The sequence below is a fragment of the Mesorhizobium sp. WSM3224 genome (assembly GCF_000427725.1).
GTDB lineage: Bacteria > Pseudomonadota > Alphaproteobacteria > Rhizobiales > Rhizobiaceae > Mesorhizobium.
In genome coordinates this window covers 1-18,055 of the sequence record NZ_ATYO01000023.1, presented here as the reverse complement: position 1 = coordinate 18,055, position 18,055 = coordinate 1, and the positions used below count along the sequence as shown (strand labels likewise).

General features: G+C 57.9%; 12 protein-coding genes and 3 pseudogenes. 3 read left to right on the top strand and 12 right to left on the bottom strand.

Annotation, left to right across the window (positions count from 1 at the left end):
- Positions 1 to 60: 60 nt before the first annotated feature.
- The 11 genes and pseudogenes from YU3_RS0125530 to YU3_RS0125485 all read right to left on the bottom strand — a co-directional run bounded on the left by YU3_RS0125530 (position 61) and on the right by YU3_RS0125485 (position 12,353).
- Positions 61 to 963: a CoA ester lyase gene (locus tag YU3_RS0125530; protein WP_036259567.1), complete on the bottom strand. Its 903-nt coding sequence runs from the start codon at positions 961 to 963 to the stop codon at positions 61 to 63.
- Positions 964 to 1,095: 132 nt separating this feature from the next.
- Entirely contained in the window at positions 1,096 to 2,247 is a 1,152-nt protein-coding gene (locus YU3_RS0125525; RefSeq protein WP_027168866.1) for a CaiB/BaiF CoA-transferase family protein, read from the bottom strand.
- Between the two features lie 15 nt (positions 2,248 to 2,262).
- Entirely contained in the window at positions 2,263 to 3,516 is a 1,254-nt protein-coding gene (locus YU3_RS0125520) for a methylaspartate ammonia-lyase (protein ID WP_027168865.1), read from the bottom strand.
- A 73-nt stretch (positions 3,517 to 3,589) separates the two neighbouring features.
- A complete protein-coding gene (locus YU3_RS0125515) occupies positions 3,590 to 4,585 on the bottom strand; it encodes a succinylglutamate desuccinylase/aspartoacylase family protein (RefSeq protein WP_027168864.1) in 996 nt (331 codons plus the stop codon).
- A gap of 258 nt (positions 4,586 to 4,843) precedes the next feature.
- Positions 4,844 to 4,975: pseudogene (locus YU3_RS41865) on the bottom strand (IS3 family transposase); the annotation flags it as partial.
- A 337-nt stretch (positions 4,976 to 5,312) separates the two neighbouring features.
- Positions 5,313 to 7,091 carry an ABC transporter permease subunit gene (locus tag YU3_RS0125510; RefSeq protein WP_036259562.1) on the bottom strand — a complete coding sequence of 593 codons (1,779 nt, stop codon included), beginning with the start codon at positions 7,089 to 7,091 and terminating at the stop codon, positions 5,313 to 5,315.
- Between the two features lie 19 nt (positions 7,092 to 7,110).
- Entirely contained in the window at positions 7,111 to 8,160 is a 1,050-nt protein-coding gene (locus YU3_RS0125505; protein ID WP_027168862.1) for an ABC transporter ATP-binding protein, read from the bottom strand.
- Between the two features lie 288 nt (positions 8,161 to 8,448).
- Positions 8,449 to 9,741 carry an extracellular solute-binding protein gene (locus tag YU3_RS0125500; RefSeq protein ID WP_348631194.1) on the bottom strand — a complete coding sequence of 431 codons (1,293 nt, stop codon included), beginning with the start codon at positions 9,739 to 9,741 and terminating at the stop codon, positions 8,449 to 8,451.
- 483 nt (positions 9,742 to 10,224) lie between these two features.
- Positions 10,225 to 10,389 carry a hypothetical protein gene (locus YU3_RS42295; RefSeq protein WP_348631193.1) on the bottom strand — a complete coding sequence of 55 codons (165 nt, stop codon included), beginning with the start codon at positions 10,387 to 10,389 and terminating at the stop codon, positions 10,225 to 10,227.
- Between the two features lie 74 nt (positions 10,390 to 10,463).
- A complete protein-coding gene (locus YU3_RS42290; protein ID WP_027168860.1) occupies positions 10,464 to 10,721 on the bottom strand; it encodes a hypothetical protein in 258 nt (85 codons plus the stop codon).
- A gap of 405 nt (positions 10,722 to 11,126) precedes the next feature.
- On the bottom strand, positions 11,127 to 12,353 hold the full coding sequence (locus tag YU3_RS0125485) for an acetyl-CoA carboxylase biotin carboxylase subunit family protein (protein WP_027168859.1): 1,227 nt from the start codon (positions 12,351 to 12,353) through the stop codon (positions 11,127 to 11,129).
- Positions 12,354 to 12,759: 406 nt separating this feature from the next.
- Between YU3_RS0125485 and YU3_RS37560 the strand changes: the two are divergent.
- The 3 genes and pseudogenes from YU3_RS37560 to YU3_RS37555 all read left to right on the top strand — a co-directional run bounded on the left by YU3_RS37560 (position 12,760) and on the right by YU3_RS37555 (position 17,213).
- A pseudogene (locus tag YU3_RS37560) lies at positions 12,760 to 13,634 on the top strand (transposase).
- Positions 13,635 to 14,710: 1,076 nt separating this feature from the next.
- Positions 14,711 to 15,715: a 2,3-diaminopropionate biosynthesis protein SbnA gene (gene sbnA, locus YU3_RS0125475; RefSeq protein WP_027168857.1), complete on the top strand. Its 1,005-nt coding sequence runs from the start codon at positions 14,711 to 14,713 to the stop codon at positions 15,713 to 15,715.
- 241 nt (positions 15,716 to 15,956) lie between these two features.
- Entirely contained in the window at positions 15,957 to 17,213 is a 1,257-nt protein-coding gene (locus YU3_RS37555) for a Coenzyme F420 hydrogenase/dehydrogenase, beta subunit C-terminal domain (RefSeq protein ID WP_084508325.1), read from the top strand.
- A 501-nt stretch (positions 17,214 to 17,714) separates the two neighbouring features.
- Here the strand turns inward: YU3_RS37555 and YU3_RS37550 are convergent.
- Positions 17,715 to 18,055: pseudogene (locus YU3_RS37550) on the bottom strand (transposase); the annotation flags it as partial.

Sequence of the window (18,055 nt, the reverse complement as noted above, 5' to 3'; positions counted from 1 at the left end):
CCGCGTGGTCTCGTGTCATCCCGTCTGGGCTCTTGAGTCGCTAAGGACACGCACGCCCAGCTAGGCTTTCTGGCGTATGGCGAGGATTTCGAGGGCCCTTCGAACGACCGGTGCATCGATCATCTTTCCGTCCAAGGCGAAAGCACCTCTGCCCTGCGCGGCGGCATCGTTTTCTGCCGCGACGACACGATGGGCCCACTCTAGTTCCTGTGCGCTTGGCGAAAAGGCCTCATTGAATATGGAAACCTGTGTGGGATGGATCGCCAAGGCTCCGACAAAGCCAAGCCGCCGCGCACGCGTCGCGGCTTCACGAAGTTTATCACTATCGGAGAACTCGCCGATGCTCCCTACGAAGCCCAGCGGGAGCAAGCCTGCCGCACGGGCGGCAAACAGAACGGAAAGGTTCGGCCCCAGGAGAAGGTCGAACTCCGGGACCCCGCCAACGGCAGCACTGAAGTCTTCGGGACCAAGCGCCATTGCGACCATCCTGGGATGTGCCAACGCAATCGCCGGGAGCCTTTGCAAGGCGCCCGGGGTCTCGATCTGGGCAAGGAACCGGATGCGTCCCAGCGGAAGACTTCTTTCCCGTTCAAGTTCTGAAACTGCATTGGCGATCTCAAGTACCCACTCTGCCGAATCCGTCTTCGGAAGAACAAGCGCGTCAACACCCGCTATCACTGCTGCGTCAAGGTCGGCCGCCAAAGCGCGCAAACCATGATTAACGCGGACCAAAACCGATGCGCCTTTCCGGTTCACCTTGGCCACGCATTCAGGAAGCTGCCGCCGTGCTTCTCCCTTCTGATCCTGGGGAACGGAATCCTCGAGGTCGAGTATGACGCCATCCGCATCCCGCTCATGGGCCGTCTCCACAAAGCGCGGTACGTGAGTGGGTACGAAGAGCAGGGATCTCCAACGTGGTACAGACATCGCGGTTTCAACTGATGGAAGGGGGTCCGCGATCATGGAGTCACCTCTGCAATCAATCTAGCGAGCCTAACGGCAGTGGGCTTGCTGGATGGCCGACGCGCTGAGATGATCCCGAGGTACACAGGCTTTTCGCAAACGCAAGCGCACTCCCCATACTCAGACGCGCGCTCACGCTGACGCGGCTCTGTCGCGCAAAAGCTCTAGAACCTCCTCGCGGACAGCCTCGGTATGAGCGCCAAGAGCCGGGACTGGGCGTAGCGAGGGCTGCTCATAATTGAAAATTGCCGCCGGCGCGATCGTCTCGACGCTTCCTTCAGGCGTGCCAATCTCGACTCTGCGGACATGTGGATGTCTTGAAACATCCGCCACTTCGCTCAGTCGGCCATATGCCAGTCCGGCCGCCTCAAGCTCCTGCATTGCTGCCTGGCAGGATAGTTCAGAGAACCGCCGTTCAATGATCTTATCAAGTTGCGCACGGTGACTGAGGCGCTCCATATTATCGGCAAAACCAAGTGCGCGTGTAAGTTCCGGCTGCTTGAGGAACTTCTCGCAAAAACTCACCCATTCGCGGTCATTCTGAACCGAAAAGATGACGTCCTTCCCATCGGCACAACGATAGGCGCCATATGGCGCCAGAGACGGGTGTTTCACACCGGCGCGTTCCGTGTGGTAGTCGCTATAGTCGTTTTGCAGAACCGGAACATTCATCCAGTCAGCGACAGCATCGAACAGTGACACCTGAATGCTGGTCCCTTCGCCGGTGACCTCGCGGTGATACATCGCCTGAAGAATGGCGCTGTGCGCTGTCATACCCGCTGAGATGTCACAGACCGAGACCCCGACACGTGCGGGCCCTTGTTGGTTGCCGGTGATCGCACATAGACCTGTTTCGGCCTGGACGATGAGATCATAGGCCTTCAAGTGTGAATAAGGCCCTTTGTCACCGAAACCCGAGATGTCACAGGTTATCAGGCGCGGAAATCGGCGGCGCAGGTCAGCAGACCCGAAACCTAGTTTTTCGATGCTGCCCGGCTTCAGATTCTGGATAAAGACGTCGGCCTCGGCAATGAGCGTGTCGAGGACCTCGCGGTCCGCCTCCAACCTCAGATCCAGACACACCGATTCCTTACCCCGATTAAGCCAGACGAAGTAAGCACTTTGCCCTCGGACCAACTTGTCGTAGCTTCGGGCAAAGTCCCCTTCGGGCCGTTCGATCTTGATCACCCGGGCACCGGCATCCGCGAGCCTAGACGACGCGTAAGGCGCGGCCACGGCCTGCTCCACGGCTACGACAGTGATCCCCTCGAGAGAGTTCTGCATGCGACACCGCGCCTCTCATCCAACGTTTTTGGCTCGAACTCGACGACGATTCAGCATCGCCAGCAAGCGGTTTTGCTCGTTCCCGACGATGGAATATGCCTCGTCGACACCCATTCCGGGCTTCGCAAGCATCATGTCGGCCTGGGTTGCCACCGATACGTGGACAGAAGCCTGGGCGGAGAGATCCGTCTCGGTGCAGCTTCCCCCGACATAGGCCCCTACCCCATTCTGCTTGCAGATGAGAACGGCGCGCGCCGTATCGGCAATTGAGCCGACATCGGGTGTCTTGATCTGGACCAGATGCGTCGCTTTGGCTTCGACAAAGAGCCGAATGTCCTCAAGCGTATTGCATCTCTCATCTACGACAATGCGTGCGCTGGAACCCCGGTTGTCCAAAATCGATACGATCTTGGCGTAGTTCTCAATTTGAGCCCGTGTAGAACCAAAGTCCGCCGGGGACTCGATGTTGATCGTAAAACCCGGAACGGTATCGGCAACCTTGCAGATAAAATCGGCAATGCTTTGCGGCTCCAGGCCGATTTCCTGGCCAATCCAGCCGTACACATCGAAATGAAGCACCGGATGATACCCCGGGCGGCCGAGTTCGCGCGTGCGCGTCGCAACCCACTTCACGAAGTCAAGGAAAGTCTGGCCGCATTGACCGAATTTCTGCCGTGAATTGATCAGGCCATGGGGAAGCACATCCACCGCCTTCAAGATCATTTTGTCGACATTGATTTCGCGGGCATCGCCGCTCTGGCAGTAAATCGGGACCCTGCGCGTTGGCAGCGGTAGATCAAATTCACTGCATATGATCTCCGCCATCGTCATACGTTGAAGATGAGCCGCTGCACGAAGGAGCGCCTGGCTCACGCCATACTCAATAGCGAGAGGTAGCCGCTTATGTTTGCAAGGCTCGAGAACCGTCGCACAGGCATCAAGGTAACGAGAAGCATCGGCATCAAGAAGCCGGGGCACCACAACGCGCGACGTCAAATCCGAGATTTGAGCGGTTTCAAACACGGGATCGCGCCCGCCGGCACCAGAGTACTGCACGTTCATCATGTCGCCCCAAACGACAGTGTCGTCGGCAAGGACAAGCCCGATGCTGAGCGAAGATGCTGGAATGCGAATGGAATTGAACCCAGGCGTTTTCGGTTCGCCGACATAGATGAAACCGTTCTGGGTTGCGCCCGAGCCAATGGCAGCTTGATCGTCGTAGAAGAATGCGCCGGTGCCAGGCGCAAGGAGGACGTCTTTGATCTGCAATTCGGTCACTCGATTCATCCTGACGAAATTCTTTCCGCTACTGACACGCGAGGCGCCAGTTGCCACCCGCCTCTTATTTCTTCAGCGGCCGCGCAACTAGCGCTACCACTTTGTTGGCGTCGACATGCGCCCCTGATGCTACGGCCAAGACGATGGAGGTTTCGGGCGCGTGCATATTAATGGACTCGGCGGACAGCGAATCTATCGGATGCAGGATACCTATGAGATCTCCCTGCTTCACTTCATCCAGCACCGAGCAGCGAGGTTCGAAGATGCCCGCCGCAGGCGACTTCAACTCGTCGGCGGGGCGCGTTTCGAGCGTTTGTCCGGACTTGTGTTGACGGAAAGTTGGATACTCGGCCTCCCCCTCAATCAGCCCGAGCGCGATGAGCGCGTTGCGCACTCCAGCCTCGTAGATCGCGAGATTGTCTGCGCCGACCGTGCCGCCGCCGAATTCAGTGCAAACAAATACCTTGCCCTGGTTTTGGGCCGTGATATCAAACATTCCAGCCGTGTCGTTGTGTTGCCAGACCAATGTCAATGGCAATTTGAACGCTTCCGCCATTCTCACCGTCCTGGCCATGAGACCGGGATCGGTAATGGGGTGCGTCGTGGCCGCCGGTGGGAAATCCCACGTTGGTCCGAAGCTGTGCAGATCAAACACGGTGTCGGCCATTGGCAATAATACCCTCGAAACCGCATCCGCGATTCGTTCAGTCACCGAACCGTCGGCGCGGCCCGGAAAAACCCGATTGAGGTTCAACCCGTCGAGGGGAGTATTGCGGCTCCATGCCTCCACGGCCAATGGATTGAGCACTGGCAGGACGATGACTCGCCCACAGGTTTGCGCTTCTGGGAGCCACTTAATAAGCCGCCGCGCGACAATTGGCCCCTCCAATTCATTGCCATGATTTCCGCCGGTGACAAGAAGACGCGGTCCTTCTCCTTTATTGAGACTAAACACCGGGAGCGAAAGCTCCGCACGGTCGCCACCTCCCGGGACAACAAGATGCCCCCTGCTCACGCCGGGCTCATCAAGATCGACGGTAAGATGTGGTGCTTCGCTCATTGTTCTGCCTATTTGTGAATAACGGGCGACCTTGGCGCCGGGATTGCGGTCCTCGCTTTGCAAGTATGCGCCAGCGTGTCTTCAATTCGCCAATATAATGTCCCGCGCGGTACCATCGCGTTCTTAGATGGCCGCCAGCCGGCTTGACGCAACTGCCGCTGCTCGATTTCCAAAGGAAGAACTGTGACGTTGCCCCCAGTTTCTATCCAGTTTTGAGTTCGTTTCCGGCGTGGGTTGCCCTGCTGAGCGTGAAGCGACGGGCGCTGGCGCGGAGCCTTTGGCACAGCGCAGCGCGAGCGACCGTCGCGGATTGAAGGTGCTGGCGAACTCGGCCGGTGTCTTCCAGGCGATTTAGGAGTGCAGCCGCGCGGTGTTGTAGTCGGCGGGCCACTGGCCTTGCTCGGCCCGACATATCGCTCGTCAATATCCCAGAAACCAGCCTGTCCCCGCGTCCACTGCCTCCGAGCAAATCAACGCACCAAGTGAATCAAAATTCGGTTCCAAACGCGAGGTATTTCGAACTGTCTGTCCAATCGGCACAGCTGCCCCGTGAAGGCGGGGCGGCCGCGAAGTATCGGCGAACGCAGCGTGCCGCTCCAGCATGTCGCCGATATCGCGCAACAGCAGAACAGGATCGAGTCCGGCGTATATTTCTTGCAGACGGGCAATCGGCCGATCGTCGGCAAATCGGGGCAACGAGCTGCGACGCAGCCAGAAAGCCCGCAGCTCAAGTCGCAAGTTCCGAAAGCGTGTGATGATCTCTCGGCCGGGCCCGCCACCACATGAGATAGAGGACAATGAGCCAAAGCACGGGCACAAGCATTAGTAGGGAGGCCACCGCGGCGATTGTGGGATCGATCTGGTTGCGTATGTTCTCCCACATTTTGAGTGGGAGGGTGCGGATCGAGTACCCGCTAACCAACGATGTGATGACCACTTCATCGAAGGAGTGGAGGAAAGCAAATACGGCGCCGCCGATAACCCCCGGCCGGATCAATGGCAGCGTTACCCTCAAAAAAGTCTGCAGCGGCCCCGCCCGCATGCTTTTGGCTGCCTGCTCCAGCGTTCGATCAAGATTAGCCAGCGTCGCCGATACGATCACGACGACAATGCCAATGGCACCGAGGCTTTGGGCTAGGACGATCCCAGTTTTCGAGCCGATCAGTCCGAGATTGACCAGCCCGAGATAGGTCGCGATGCCTACGACGATGACGGGAATGGTGACCGGAGTAAGGATCGTCATTGTCAGGAAGCCGCGTAGCCGAGGATGGGTGCGGTTGAGGCCATAGGCCGCGAGCGTCCCGACGACCGTCGACAGGATAGCCACCGCTATACCGATCTGGATGCTGGTCCAAGCGGCCCCATTCCAGGACGGGTCGCCGAAGAAGGATCGATACCATTGCAGCGAAACGCCCGAGGGCGGGAACTCGAGAAAAGTCCCGGCGCTGAATGACATGATAACGACGATGAGGCCAGGGGAAAGAAGGTAGACCATGACGATCAATACGAACACCGCGCCGACGATGTTCGACAGGCGGCTGTTACCTCCTGCCTGGTAGAGCTGGGTCGTCCAAAGCTTCGCCCGATAGCGATTGGGAAACTCACTAAAATAGTGTTTCCGCATGGCAAAGATGGGCAGCCGCACTACCCAAGACCTAGGCGCTGATGTCGCCGCGCGGCCTTGAGCACCCGCGAGATTGAGCCCTAACATGGAAAGCACCGCGACGGCGATGGCAAGGAGGATGAAGGCCGAGGTGGCGATTTTTGAGATCTCGAAGGAGCTTGTGACCTGCGCGGCGATAAAGGTTGACAGCATGGCATCGCGCAACCCGCCGAGGGCAGCTGGCGTTATGTAGAACCCCAGACAGAACACGAAGACAAGCAGTGAGCCACTGCGCACGCCTGGCAAGCTGAGCGGGAAGAACACCCGCCAAAAAGCTGCGAGTGGCCGGGCTCCCATGCTGCGCGCCGCCGCCATCAGCGACCTGTCGATGCCCATCATCGCGCTAACCAGAGGCAGGATCATCAGCGGCAGCATGATGTGCACCATGCCGATATACACGGCCGTGCGGTTGTAGATGAGCGGCAGTGGGCTGTGGATCACACCGAGGTGGAGCAACAGATTGTTGATCACGCCGCGATCGCCGAGAATGACAATCCATGCATAGGTACGAGCCAACCCGCTGGTGAGATAGGGGATGATGACGAGCGCAATGAGGGTCAAGCGCACTCTCTTCGAAGCGGTCACGATCAGATAGGCCGTGGGATAGCCGACGATGAGGCACATGCCTGTGGCCAGGACGCTCACTTCGATGGTTTGGAATAGTACGCGGACGTTCGCCGGCTGGCTGAAGAATTTATAATAGTTGGTTACCGAAAAGGCCGGTGCATTGATGCTGGACAGGAACAAAAGGATGATCGGCATGCCGAATACTATGAGCAAGATGGCGAAGGCCGGTACGGTGAGCCCAATCGGCATTTGACCCAATTTTTGAAAGATCTTCATCAGTCTACCCTCAGGTGCCTCACGCCGCGACGAAACGAATGTCTGACCGCAGCCAGTCCAAGCATACCCCGTCGCCGGGTCGGAAGATTGGCTGCCCTGCGGCGACGTGTTCACGCACGATGAAAACGCTGCTCCCGACGCGCACATGGTATTTCCGCAAGGGGCCGGCATAAATCATATCGTCGACGGTTCCAGTGATGGACTGACGCCGGTCTGCATCGCCGCGATTCGCCGCATCAGGAGCGACAATGCAGATGCGTTCGGGCCGGATCATAGCCACGGTGCCGGACGGCTGCGCTGCGTCGGTTTCAAGCTCGAAGTTGCAATTTTCGAGGATGTTGGCCTCGCCCAAGAATTTTGCCACGAAGCATGTTGCCGGCCGGTCATAGAGGGCCTCCGGGCTATCGGTCTGCTCGATCTGACCCGCGCGCATGACGACGATGCGGTCCGACAGGGTGAGCGCCTCCTCTTGGTCGTGTGTAACGCAGACCGTAGTGGTGCCGAACTCTTTGTGCAGGCTCTTCATCTCGATCTGCATCTGCTCGCGGAGGTTACGATCGAGGGCGCCGAGCGGTTCGTCCAGCAAGAGGAAGGGCGGATCTGCGATCAGCGCGCGGGCAAGCGCCACGCGCTGCTGCTGGCCGCCGCTTAATTGCGACGGCATACGGCCGCCAAAATCACCGAGGTGCACGCGCTCCAGCATGCGGCGGACCCGTGTTGTCCTCTCAGCAGCGTTTATGCCGCGCATTTCGAGCGGGAACTCCAGGTTCCGTGTCACCGTGAGATGCGGAAACAGCGCGTAGCTCTGGAAAACGATGCCTTGGTCGCGCCGATAGGAAGGCACTGCGGCGACGGAGCGCCCTGCGATCAAGATATCACCCGCAGTTGGGGCCTCAAAGCCAGCGAGCAGCATCAGGGTTGTGGTCTTGCCCGAACCGCTCGGACCGAGAATTGTCAGGAACTCGCCACAACCAACTGTCAATGACAAATCTCTGACTGCAGTGATCTTTCCGTAAGTCTTAGTGACACTGCGGAATTCAATCTGCGGCAGAACGGGGTTCTTCACCAATGCGTGAACCTCTCATTGGAACGGTGGGGTGCATAAATGTTCACTGTTGCTCCTCCAGCAGATCCGACAGCTGACAGGATCCTGCTATTTAACTATAGCTGCCGCCCCACTCTATGTGACCGAGCAAAGGGTAGCCCTCCTGCGCCCAGCCGGTCTTCGGCGCCATTGTGCGCAAACTCCAGGTTTTGCCAAAAACACGGGGTGATAGACACGTTGGATACCTGATCTCGCGATCGGCAAGCGAAGCGGACCGTCCGCCTTGCCTGATAACTCCACTGGAAACCAGGTCTATTGAAGAACCCATTCGTTCCAGCGCTGGGTGAGCCGTTCCGTATTCGAAAGGCCATCCGGCCCGATATCATTATACCATTGCCCATTCACGGAAACGCTGCTCTTCATATAGTCAGGATAGGTAGGAAGTTTGCGGGCGACCTTATCTGGAATTAATTTGAAGGCCTTGCGGTTGCTTGGACCTTCGGGAAATAGCTGCGCGAATGCCGCTTGGCGGTCAGCGCGAGTGGCGAACTCGATGAACTTCTGCGCATTCTGCACATTGGGTCCCCCCTTGGGGATCACCCAATAGTCCCATTGTAGCTTTGCCTGATTCCGATTGATGTCGGTTGGTGCCCCCTGGTCCATCAGAAGGAGCGCCCGTCCGTCGTATGATTGCGCGAGGTCGACCACCTTATCATGCAACATTTGCTGGATTTCGGAGCCTGTGCCCCACCACTTGCGTATATGCGGCTTAATCTTATCTAGGCTGGCAAAGACGCGATCGATGTCCATCGGATAGAGTTGGTCCACGGATACACCATCCGCCAGCAGAGCCTCCTCCCAAGGCCCTTCTGATCCGTACTGCCCTGACACCAGCGTTCGAACGCCCGGAAACTTCTCGACGTTCCAGAAATCGGCCCAGGTTATGGGTCGCGGTTTGCTAGCAGGAAACGATTCAGTGTTGTATACCATGTTGTACGAATAGATGAGCGCGGCAATGCCGAACGGCTGCTTGGCGAATTCAAAAATGCCGTCCAGCTCTTCCTTCTTGAAGCCCGAATAATCGACCTTCTCGAGGACGCCTTTTCGAGCTGCGGTAAGGGCAGAACCTTGCCCTAGTGTGGCAACGTCAAGCGTGATGTCGCCCGATTTCACCATCAACTCAATCTGGCCCAAATTTGTATCGTCGGTGATCGGCGTCACCTTGACACTTGTCTCAGCTTCGAATGGTTTGACATAGGCTTCGATGTTGGCTTTACCCCAATCGCCCCCGCCCACCGTCACTCTTAACTCACCCGATGATTGGGCCGAAGCCGGGCGACGAACCGACGACAATGCGCCGGCTGCGATAGCCGACGACGTCGTTTGCATGAAACGTCTGCGATTTATCCACAAGTTCATTTTAATCCCCTTTCTAGACCGGCCAGGATGTCTTTGCAGAGCCGTCTCGACCAAGCTTACCCAGAAGCCAATGCCATACGGCAGGGCTTCGTCGTTGAAATCATATGCCGGGTTGTACAGGGCAGCGGTCGGGCCGTTGCCAAGTAAAATGCAAGCACCGGGCCGCACCTCAAGTATGTAGGCCAAGTCCTCCGATCCATGCTCGGCTTGATCTTATTCCCAAAGATGCAGGCCTTCGAGACCTCGTGCCGCCTCGACCGCCCGATTGGTCCCGTCCGTGGATTGACCATGAGACGCTCGAGGCGCGGGTGCCTGAACTCGACTTCCGCACGCGATACCCCGCGCACGCCTCAGCGATCTGTCGTTCGCGAAGCCCCGCGGCGCGGGCGAGAGTGTCCTTGCGGCTGCCGGCGATTTCATAGTGTTCTGGAATGATGTTGTAGGCCCGGCCGGCGGCCCAACTTGGTAGCGGAGGTGACGAGCGGCTCCATCGAGTCGGTGTTGCGCGAGACCAACGTCTGTAGGCCGATGAGGACCTAGCTACTATGACAATGGGATCGATGGTAGGGTTGGGGCTCGCCGCATGGCCGCCCCTGCCCTTCACGATGATGTCAAACTCGTAAAGCGCGGGCGGGATCGGCCCATCGAAAATCCCGAATTTGCCAATCTTCAGGCCCGGCTGATTGTGCATGCCAAAAACCTGGGAAATGCTATAATGATCCCTTCCTGGCCCATCCCTTGGCCGCCATCTACATCTTCTTCCGCAGGCTGAAAGATCAAGGAAACGGACCGCTGGAAATTGTCCGTAGCTGCTAGGTATTTCCCGGCCAGCATAGCGGGGTGACCCTCGTGGCCACATGCACGCATCTTTCCGGGATTTCCTCGACGCCGCCAGCTTGTTTGAGGCTTCAAGCATTGGCCAGGCCGTCCACGTCCGCTCGTGGGCCGGTCGTCGGCCCGTCTCTGCCTTCGCCTAGAATCAAAGCAACAATACGGGTTTCAGCGATGCCCCTCTCGATGTGATTGATGCCGAACGAAGAGAGTTTCTCGGTCACAAAACCGGCTTTATCGAGTACCCGACAATCGAGCTCGCTATTTTTATGGAGGTGTCGGCGCCAAGCAGTTGCCTTACCCTGAATACCCCTTAACTTTTCAATGCTGACCACGCGTATTTTCCCGAATTTGAGTACTCTACGGCCAAAAAAGCATTATCAGCGATAATCAGTGGCACATGGTGTTTTCGTCAAATGCAGATTGGATATGCCTTCATCTAGAAGCGAGATGGACCCTACATCTAGGACGAGCTCATGTGTGTCTGGTTCGTGCTGGTGATGACGTTGATGGTGGTGATAGCCAATGCGACAGCTCCCATACGTTCGTGGTGTTCGAGGAGGTTTGAGGCGTAGACGCCGCCGACGATGCACTTCGCGAGGCAAGGTCTGGCGAAGATGCTCGGATCGTGGATCGGTCGCGGCACCTAGAGATCGCCGATACGGCCAGCATGCCCTCGCTCGCATCCTTGGCGGCGTTTAGCAACTGGCGCTGGTGCGGAGGTAGGCCGCAGATTGTTCCTATTCGCCAGGGGTCGGAAATGGTATGATTGACCAGCCGATTAAGTCCACGGCCTGCTGAAGTATCGCCTCGGTCCGAGCACTGCTGGGTGAAGCAGCGATAACGTGTCCGATCCAGTCACGGTAATCGCCTTGTCTGACGATCGGCGTCTTGGGTCCAACATACAGTTTGACCTCGGCGACACCTGGCACAGCAGCCGCCTGACTGTATCCATCGATCCAATCGAGGGTGCCATCGCGATCAGGAACTAGGATCCGCGCCGCCGCGGTGTGCGAATGCCTTCTGCGCAAATCCCATTCGTCGCCGATGGCAAGCTTGATGTGCTCGGTGATGAGATCGATACCGTAAGCCAGCTGAATCAGTTGGGGAGCGGGCGTGCCATGAAGCCGCGGATTGACTTCAATGACGACTGGGCCACGCTTCGTCCACCGGAATTCAATGCCCGTTGGACCCCAGCCGAGGCCGAGAGCTCGCAAACAGCTTAGCGACACATCGGCGATACGATCGTGCTCGTCATCGGTCAGCTGGGCCGGAATGGTGCACTCACCACCGACGAAATGCGGTGGAGGGACGTCCTCACCGCTGCCAATTCCAATGATCTGATCTCCCATTATGTCGGCCCAATAATAAGGTCCTTGTGCGAATTCCTCGATCAGTACCCTTGGCGAAGAGGGCCATTTGTGCTGTCCGCCCAACAAATAGGTTGTATGGTCGGCCAACTCTTCGACGTCGCGGCACAATCGAACACCAATGCTGCCGCTGCCTAAGGCCGGCTTAACAATCACCGGCAGGCCGATGTCCGCTGCACAGCTTTCTACTTCTGTCGCATTTGCTGCCAGCCGATAAGCCGGTATCGGAATGCCCGCCTCCGCGAGGAGCTGACGTTGAGTGAATTTGTCGCAACATTGTTCTATTGATTCGGGGTTCGGTCCCGGTAGATCGAAATGACGGCAGAGCTTGCCAACTGTCGCATAAAACGACTCCTTGGCGCTCGTAATTCCTGCGATGTCATAGGTCGAACGCAGTCGGGAACATTCGTGGATCAGCGCATCGAGATTGTTCGTATCGATGCGGATAGCCTCAATATTTTCCGCTGCGAGATAGTTGTACTGAGCTGGGTCAGCCGACAGGGAAATTGGATTAAGACCGAGACGGTAGGCCGCTTCTACGTATGGCAGACCGTTACCCCTTGTCCCTTCAACCAGGATGAGCACTCTTCTTGCCATTGGCCGTTAACTCCGACGTTGCGTACTGTTCGGCGGTCCGAGTGTAAATCGGTTTTTCAGCCGTGCCTGACTCACCTTGTGAGTTAACATATCCTTTTGGGCGTTTGCGGGTGTAAAGATTCTTTAAGCTTATTTGAAGATCAGTTACTCGTTTGTTTATTATCGTGTGGCGGGCCTGGGACCAAGCTGGACGTTCAAGCGAGCCAGCTTGAAACTGTGCATGTGCTACCATCTTCCTAGCTCTAGAATCTCTGCCTGCGTGGCTCGATCGTAAGACCGTATGTCCGCCTCTGCCGGTGAGGTGGCTCGCCCTACATTGCGCGTCCGAGGGTTGCTCGGGCGGGCCAAGCCGATCCTCACCACAGGAGGACGAGCCGTGGCGAATTATAGAGAAGCATTTGTCTGAATCGATGTTGCGAAGCTGAAGAACGCTATTGCGACTGCGGAGGCGGGCCGGGAGGGAGAGGTTCGCTTCTTCGGTGAGGTCAACGCGTCGGCACCAGCATGCGGCGGGTCATAGGCCGGATCGCCAGCCGCTTTGATCACGTGCATTTCTGCTATGAGGCCGGGCCGACCGGGTATGTGCCTTTATCGCCTGATCCGGTCGCTCGGGCACGAGTGCACCGTGGTTGCGCCATCATTGTTACCGAGGAAGCCTGGCGATCGGGTGAAGACATACCGCCGAGACGCCATTTCCCTTGCCCGGCTATTGCGCGCCGGCGAGCTGACCGCGGTGTGGGTTCCCGATGAAGGGCACGAATCCATACGGGATCTCGAGGCGGTTCGCGTCTCGAAAGAACGGGTCGAGCGGGTGGAGCGTGTGATCGAAGAGTTCGTCCGGCCTGGTCGCTGGCGCCGATCGCGTGGGCGCTTCAGACATTGCGCGGGGTAGACCTGATCGTCGCGCCGTGACGCTCGTCACCGAAGTCGGCGACGCTAGCCCGTTCGAAAGCCCACGTCAGCTCATGGCATATCTCGGACTCGTTCCGGGTGAGCGCTCAGTCCGGCGCGGCGGCATCACAAAGGCAGGCAACGGTCGTGTTCGCAATGTTGGTCGAGAGCGCCTGGACGTACCGGCATTCGCCCAAGGCGAAGCTATACCGATTGGAGCAGGCGCCACCGAAGGTGCGTGAGATCGCCTGGAGGGCACAGTCCCACCTGACAGCCCGCTACCCCATGCTGAGCGCACGGGGCAAACGGACAACGGTCGTCTGCACCGCGATCGCCCGTGAACTGGTCGGCTTCATGTGGGCTGTCGCAAGGGAGGCGCGCGCCACCTGATTGCCCGCCGCGACGGCGAACATCTCGCGCATGGGCGGAGGCGGGACCACGGCAGGGGAATGCCCGTCAGACGCTTTGTGGCCGGCCAACCGCCGACGCCAGTAAGATAGGAACAGCCCCGGACGCACAATCGGGAATGCGGTAGCCAACCCCCGCATCAGAGCTTGATCACCGACATCCTTCAGTTCCGCCTCCATCCATGCGCGACCATCCTCATGGCAGCCGATCCTCGGACCGGGTGATCATCGGCGCGCCTAACCTTGACAGCGGACATCAGAGCGGTGTTTCCGGAGCACCTTTCGGGAGTGGCCGCAATCTTGAGGTTGCCGAACCTTTATCGGGTTCGGAGATCGGCTTGTGTCTGGACTTGATCTACGCTTGACGCGGAGCGGCAGCCTCTGCGTTTCGAGGTGATCACCGGTGCTGGCGGTCTGCATCAGTGGTCGGTGTATGACAAGTTCGGGTCATCGCGAAGACGCTGGAACCGAGCGCAGTCATTTCCGGGGTTACCCGCCGGTATGGCATTAGGCCGCAGCAGGTTCGCCTGGCGCCGCCAAGCGGGCAGACAGAGCCGCGTCGGTGCAGCAAGTTCTGCTGCCTTCGTGCCGGCGATTGCGGCGGCGGAACCTCTAGCCAGGCATTCCCCGGATCAGCGGAAACGGCAAGCCACTCGAGATGCGGGCATGAGCATGAGATCGATGGCAGCGCGATGCGCGTCGGCCTGGCGCCGATACCAAGACGGTGGCCGCAGTGATTCCGCGCGCTGAATGCGGCGCGTGATCGGGCCGACGGGCGCGTCAAGGGGCAACGAAACTCGCCGCGGCCCGCCTTGTTGAAGATGCCGCCGCGCAGCCGTGCCCTAATCGCATGCAGCTCGGCTCACTCATTGCGCCCTTGAGATGCACCGAGCCATCAGCACAAATGAAATTCTTGTAAATTTTTCCATATGTCTTTAACATCTATAACAATTAAATATTTGACCTGAAATATCGGTCGATTAAAACCTTAACGATGTACATACTTGACATCTAGACTTCTGTTGACGTAAAATCTATCAGTAATCGGGTGTTATAGACATGATTTCACATTCAATTGATGACCTGGTGTGCGATAGAGTTTTTCTCGATATTTCGCGCCATATTAATAGAGGCAGCAATAAAGTCATCTTAAAGATCGAAGGATTTAACCCCGCCGGGTCGGTAAAAATTAAAACCGCTCGGTATCTCCTTGACGCAGTGCTAGCGACGAAACCCAATGACTTCGAGGGCATTATCGAATCCTCATCCGGGAACCTCGGCATTGCACTAGCGGCGATTTGCGCTGCGCGGGGTATTCCGTTTGAATGCGTCGTTGATGCCAATGTATTAGAAGAAAAGAGCGCGCAAATCCGATGTCTCGGAGCTCAGGTGACGGTCATTTCGACCAGAGACAATAATGGCGGATACCTCGGTACACGCATAGCCTATATTCGGCAGACAATAGGCCGGCGTCCGGGCTTGCTCTGGACAAACCAATACGCGAACGAAGCAAATGTCGCTGCGCACTATAGCGAAACTGCCCCCTCGATACACGCGGAGTTCCCGGCGCTCGATTATCTGTTCGTTGGCGCAGGTACGACCGGAACATTGTTTGGCTGCGTCAAGTATTTCGCGATCAACGCGCCTCTGACAAAAGTGATAGCGGTCGATGCGGCTGGCTCTGTAACCTTCGGTGATCGAGCGGGAAAACGCTTCATTCCAGGTATCGGAACCAGTCATCGGCCCCCTCTTGTATCCATCGTCGACGCAAGTCCGAGCGAAGTAATGCACGTCCAAGAGAAGGAGAGTGTATTGCGATGCCGATCATTCTCCCGGCAATCAGGTCTCCTTGTCGGCGGATCGACGGGCAGCGTGATCACCGCCGCAGAGCGCTATATTGATGAACATGGTCTTGAGGACAAGACCATTGTCATTATCGCCCCTGATCTCGGGCATCCATACCTGTCAACCATCTACGACAATGGATGGGTCCGCGAGCACTTTCCCGCGCTCTCCCTGGCAACGCCCGTTCCCGATGTTGAGCGCCCGCCTAATTCGGCCTGACATTATTAAGGAGCAGGCGTCGTTTTGCCTGCAATGGCGCACAAAGCGGCAGGTGTAAGAACAATGTCGACAACTCTATACTTTATCTTTAATCGCAATTCAACTTTCGAGTATGGATACTCTATATTTCATCGAAGTTTTCCTGGACAAACAATCCTGATGACGAATTCCTTGTTGATCCGGTCGTAGGAATCAACTGAAGAGCCAAACAGATCTTTAGGCGAGATAGCGACAGGACCTGATGGAACAGCGAAACGAAACCAACCTCCCTGACATCGGGCGAACGGCGACGTCTGTAGTGGAGGTTGTCTCCTCGGGGCTTTGTATCGGCTGCGGACTATGTGAGGCCGTTACGGTCGGTCGAGTCCCCATGCACCTGACAGGATATGGGGCGCTCCGTCCCTCGATCGTCAATAAGTTCACCCGACAAGAAGAGGACAGAATCTTGGCGGCTTGTCCGGGTGTCATCGCAGAGTCACGGCTCGAAAATGCACCCCACACAGATTTAGTTTGGGGTTCATATTTCTCGATGAACTATGGGTGGGCAGGCGACGCAGAGCGCCGTTTCGCGTCCTCCAGCGGCGGTGTGCTCACAGCGCTCGGATGCCATCTGCTCGAGACAAAAAAAGCGAATTTGATCCTCCATGTCGGACCCGACCCGGACATGCCCATGCGGAGCCGATGGAGGATGAGCAGGACGCCTAAAGAAGTGCAGCGCAATGCCGGCTCACGTTATGGACCAGTAGCTCCGCTCGCGGGCCTCGAAAATGCCCTTCAACTCGAGGAGCCATTCGCAATCATAGCGAAGCCTTGCGACCTTGGAGCGGTGCATAGGCTGTCGAAAATCGACGATCGCATCGACAGGGTCTGTGTCGCGAGGCTCACGCTGGTCTGCGGCGGTCAATCGCGCCTCGGCAAATCGACCGAACTGCTCAACCAGTTTGGAGTGCTTGAATCGGAATTGGCGCTTTTCCGGTACAGGGGGTTCGGCAACCCCGGTCGAATTCGCGTGGAGACGCGGGACGGGCGAGCTTTCGAAATCACCTATGCAGAGTTTTGGAAAGATGAGGGGGATATCGAGACACGCTGCAAGTTCTGTCCCGACGCCCTGGGAGAGGCGTCCGACATAGTCGCGACCGATGTCTGGCCGGGCGCCGATCCCACCGAAGAAGATTCCGGTTTCAACGGAGTCATTTGCCGCACGCAAGCTGGCAAAGAGCTGCTGGAAGGGGCAGTCGCCAGTGACGATCTCGTCCTAGGTGACTCCATCACACCTCGCCGGTTCGATTCCTTCCAACCCCATCAGGTGCGTAAGAAGCACGCTTTGCTGGCGCGCCTCCAAGGTCTGGCCCAAGCGAAGATGCCGATCATCGAGACCGTCGGATTGAGACTCGATAAATTGGCCGAGCCTTTGGACGTTCATCGCCGCCAGGAAGAAACGTCTGCCACCATGCAGCGGGCGCTTTCGGGTCGTTTTGGCGAACCGTTTCGAAGCTGATATGGGGCGGCGGCGGCAACGTTGCCCCGGCAATCCCAAGAGATTTCCTGTCAGTTGCCCCTTAACGGGCGAAACAAACCCTTGGGTGGAATCTAACACGTACCGGTCTGAACAGTTCGGCGGCACATCTGGGATGACGCTGGCGCGCGCTACCAGTCCTGCGACATCCAGGCAGAGGTCAGCCGATGAGCCGATGAACTTGGACGCACCCGCATTATGAGCCGGCTGCACCCTGCTGGTGCGCTCGAATAAGGTATCGAGCCTCAGAGCATGAGCATGAACATCGCCAGGCGGCGTGGCACGAGCAGGGGACGGTGGCCCGCAAACTGGGCCTCATCCTGCATCGCATGTGGGCCGACGCGACCGGTTTTCCGCTTTGCAAAGGAGCCTGTTCACTTGGCCCGCGTGAACTGAGAGATCTAAAAACCCTGGGTCGGTCAAAATCCCCTAGGCATGGTCACTTGAAACTCCCCCACCTGATGGTCACCGGCAGCGCCGCTGAACAGCGTAGCCGGTAAGCCATGCGGCGAGATCGGCCTTGGCCTCGGCGAGATCGCGCCGGTCGTAGAGCCATCTGAGTTCCTGCAGGCAGTCGTCGCCATGCTTCCTCGGCAGGTGATCGAGCGCGTTCCTGAGGAAGTGCACGTAGCAGTGCTGCCAGGCCGCTTCCGGGATCACCTCGCCGATCGCCGCGACCAGGCCGGCATGGTCGTCGGACACGACCAGCTCGACGCCCTTGAGGCCGCGCGCCTTCAGCGCGACGAGGAAGTCCCTCCAGGCCGAGCGGCTCTCGCGATTGGCCATCTCGACGGCCAGGATCTGGCGCCGGCCATCCCAGTCGA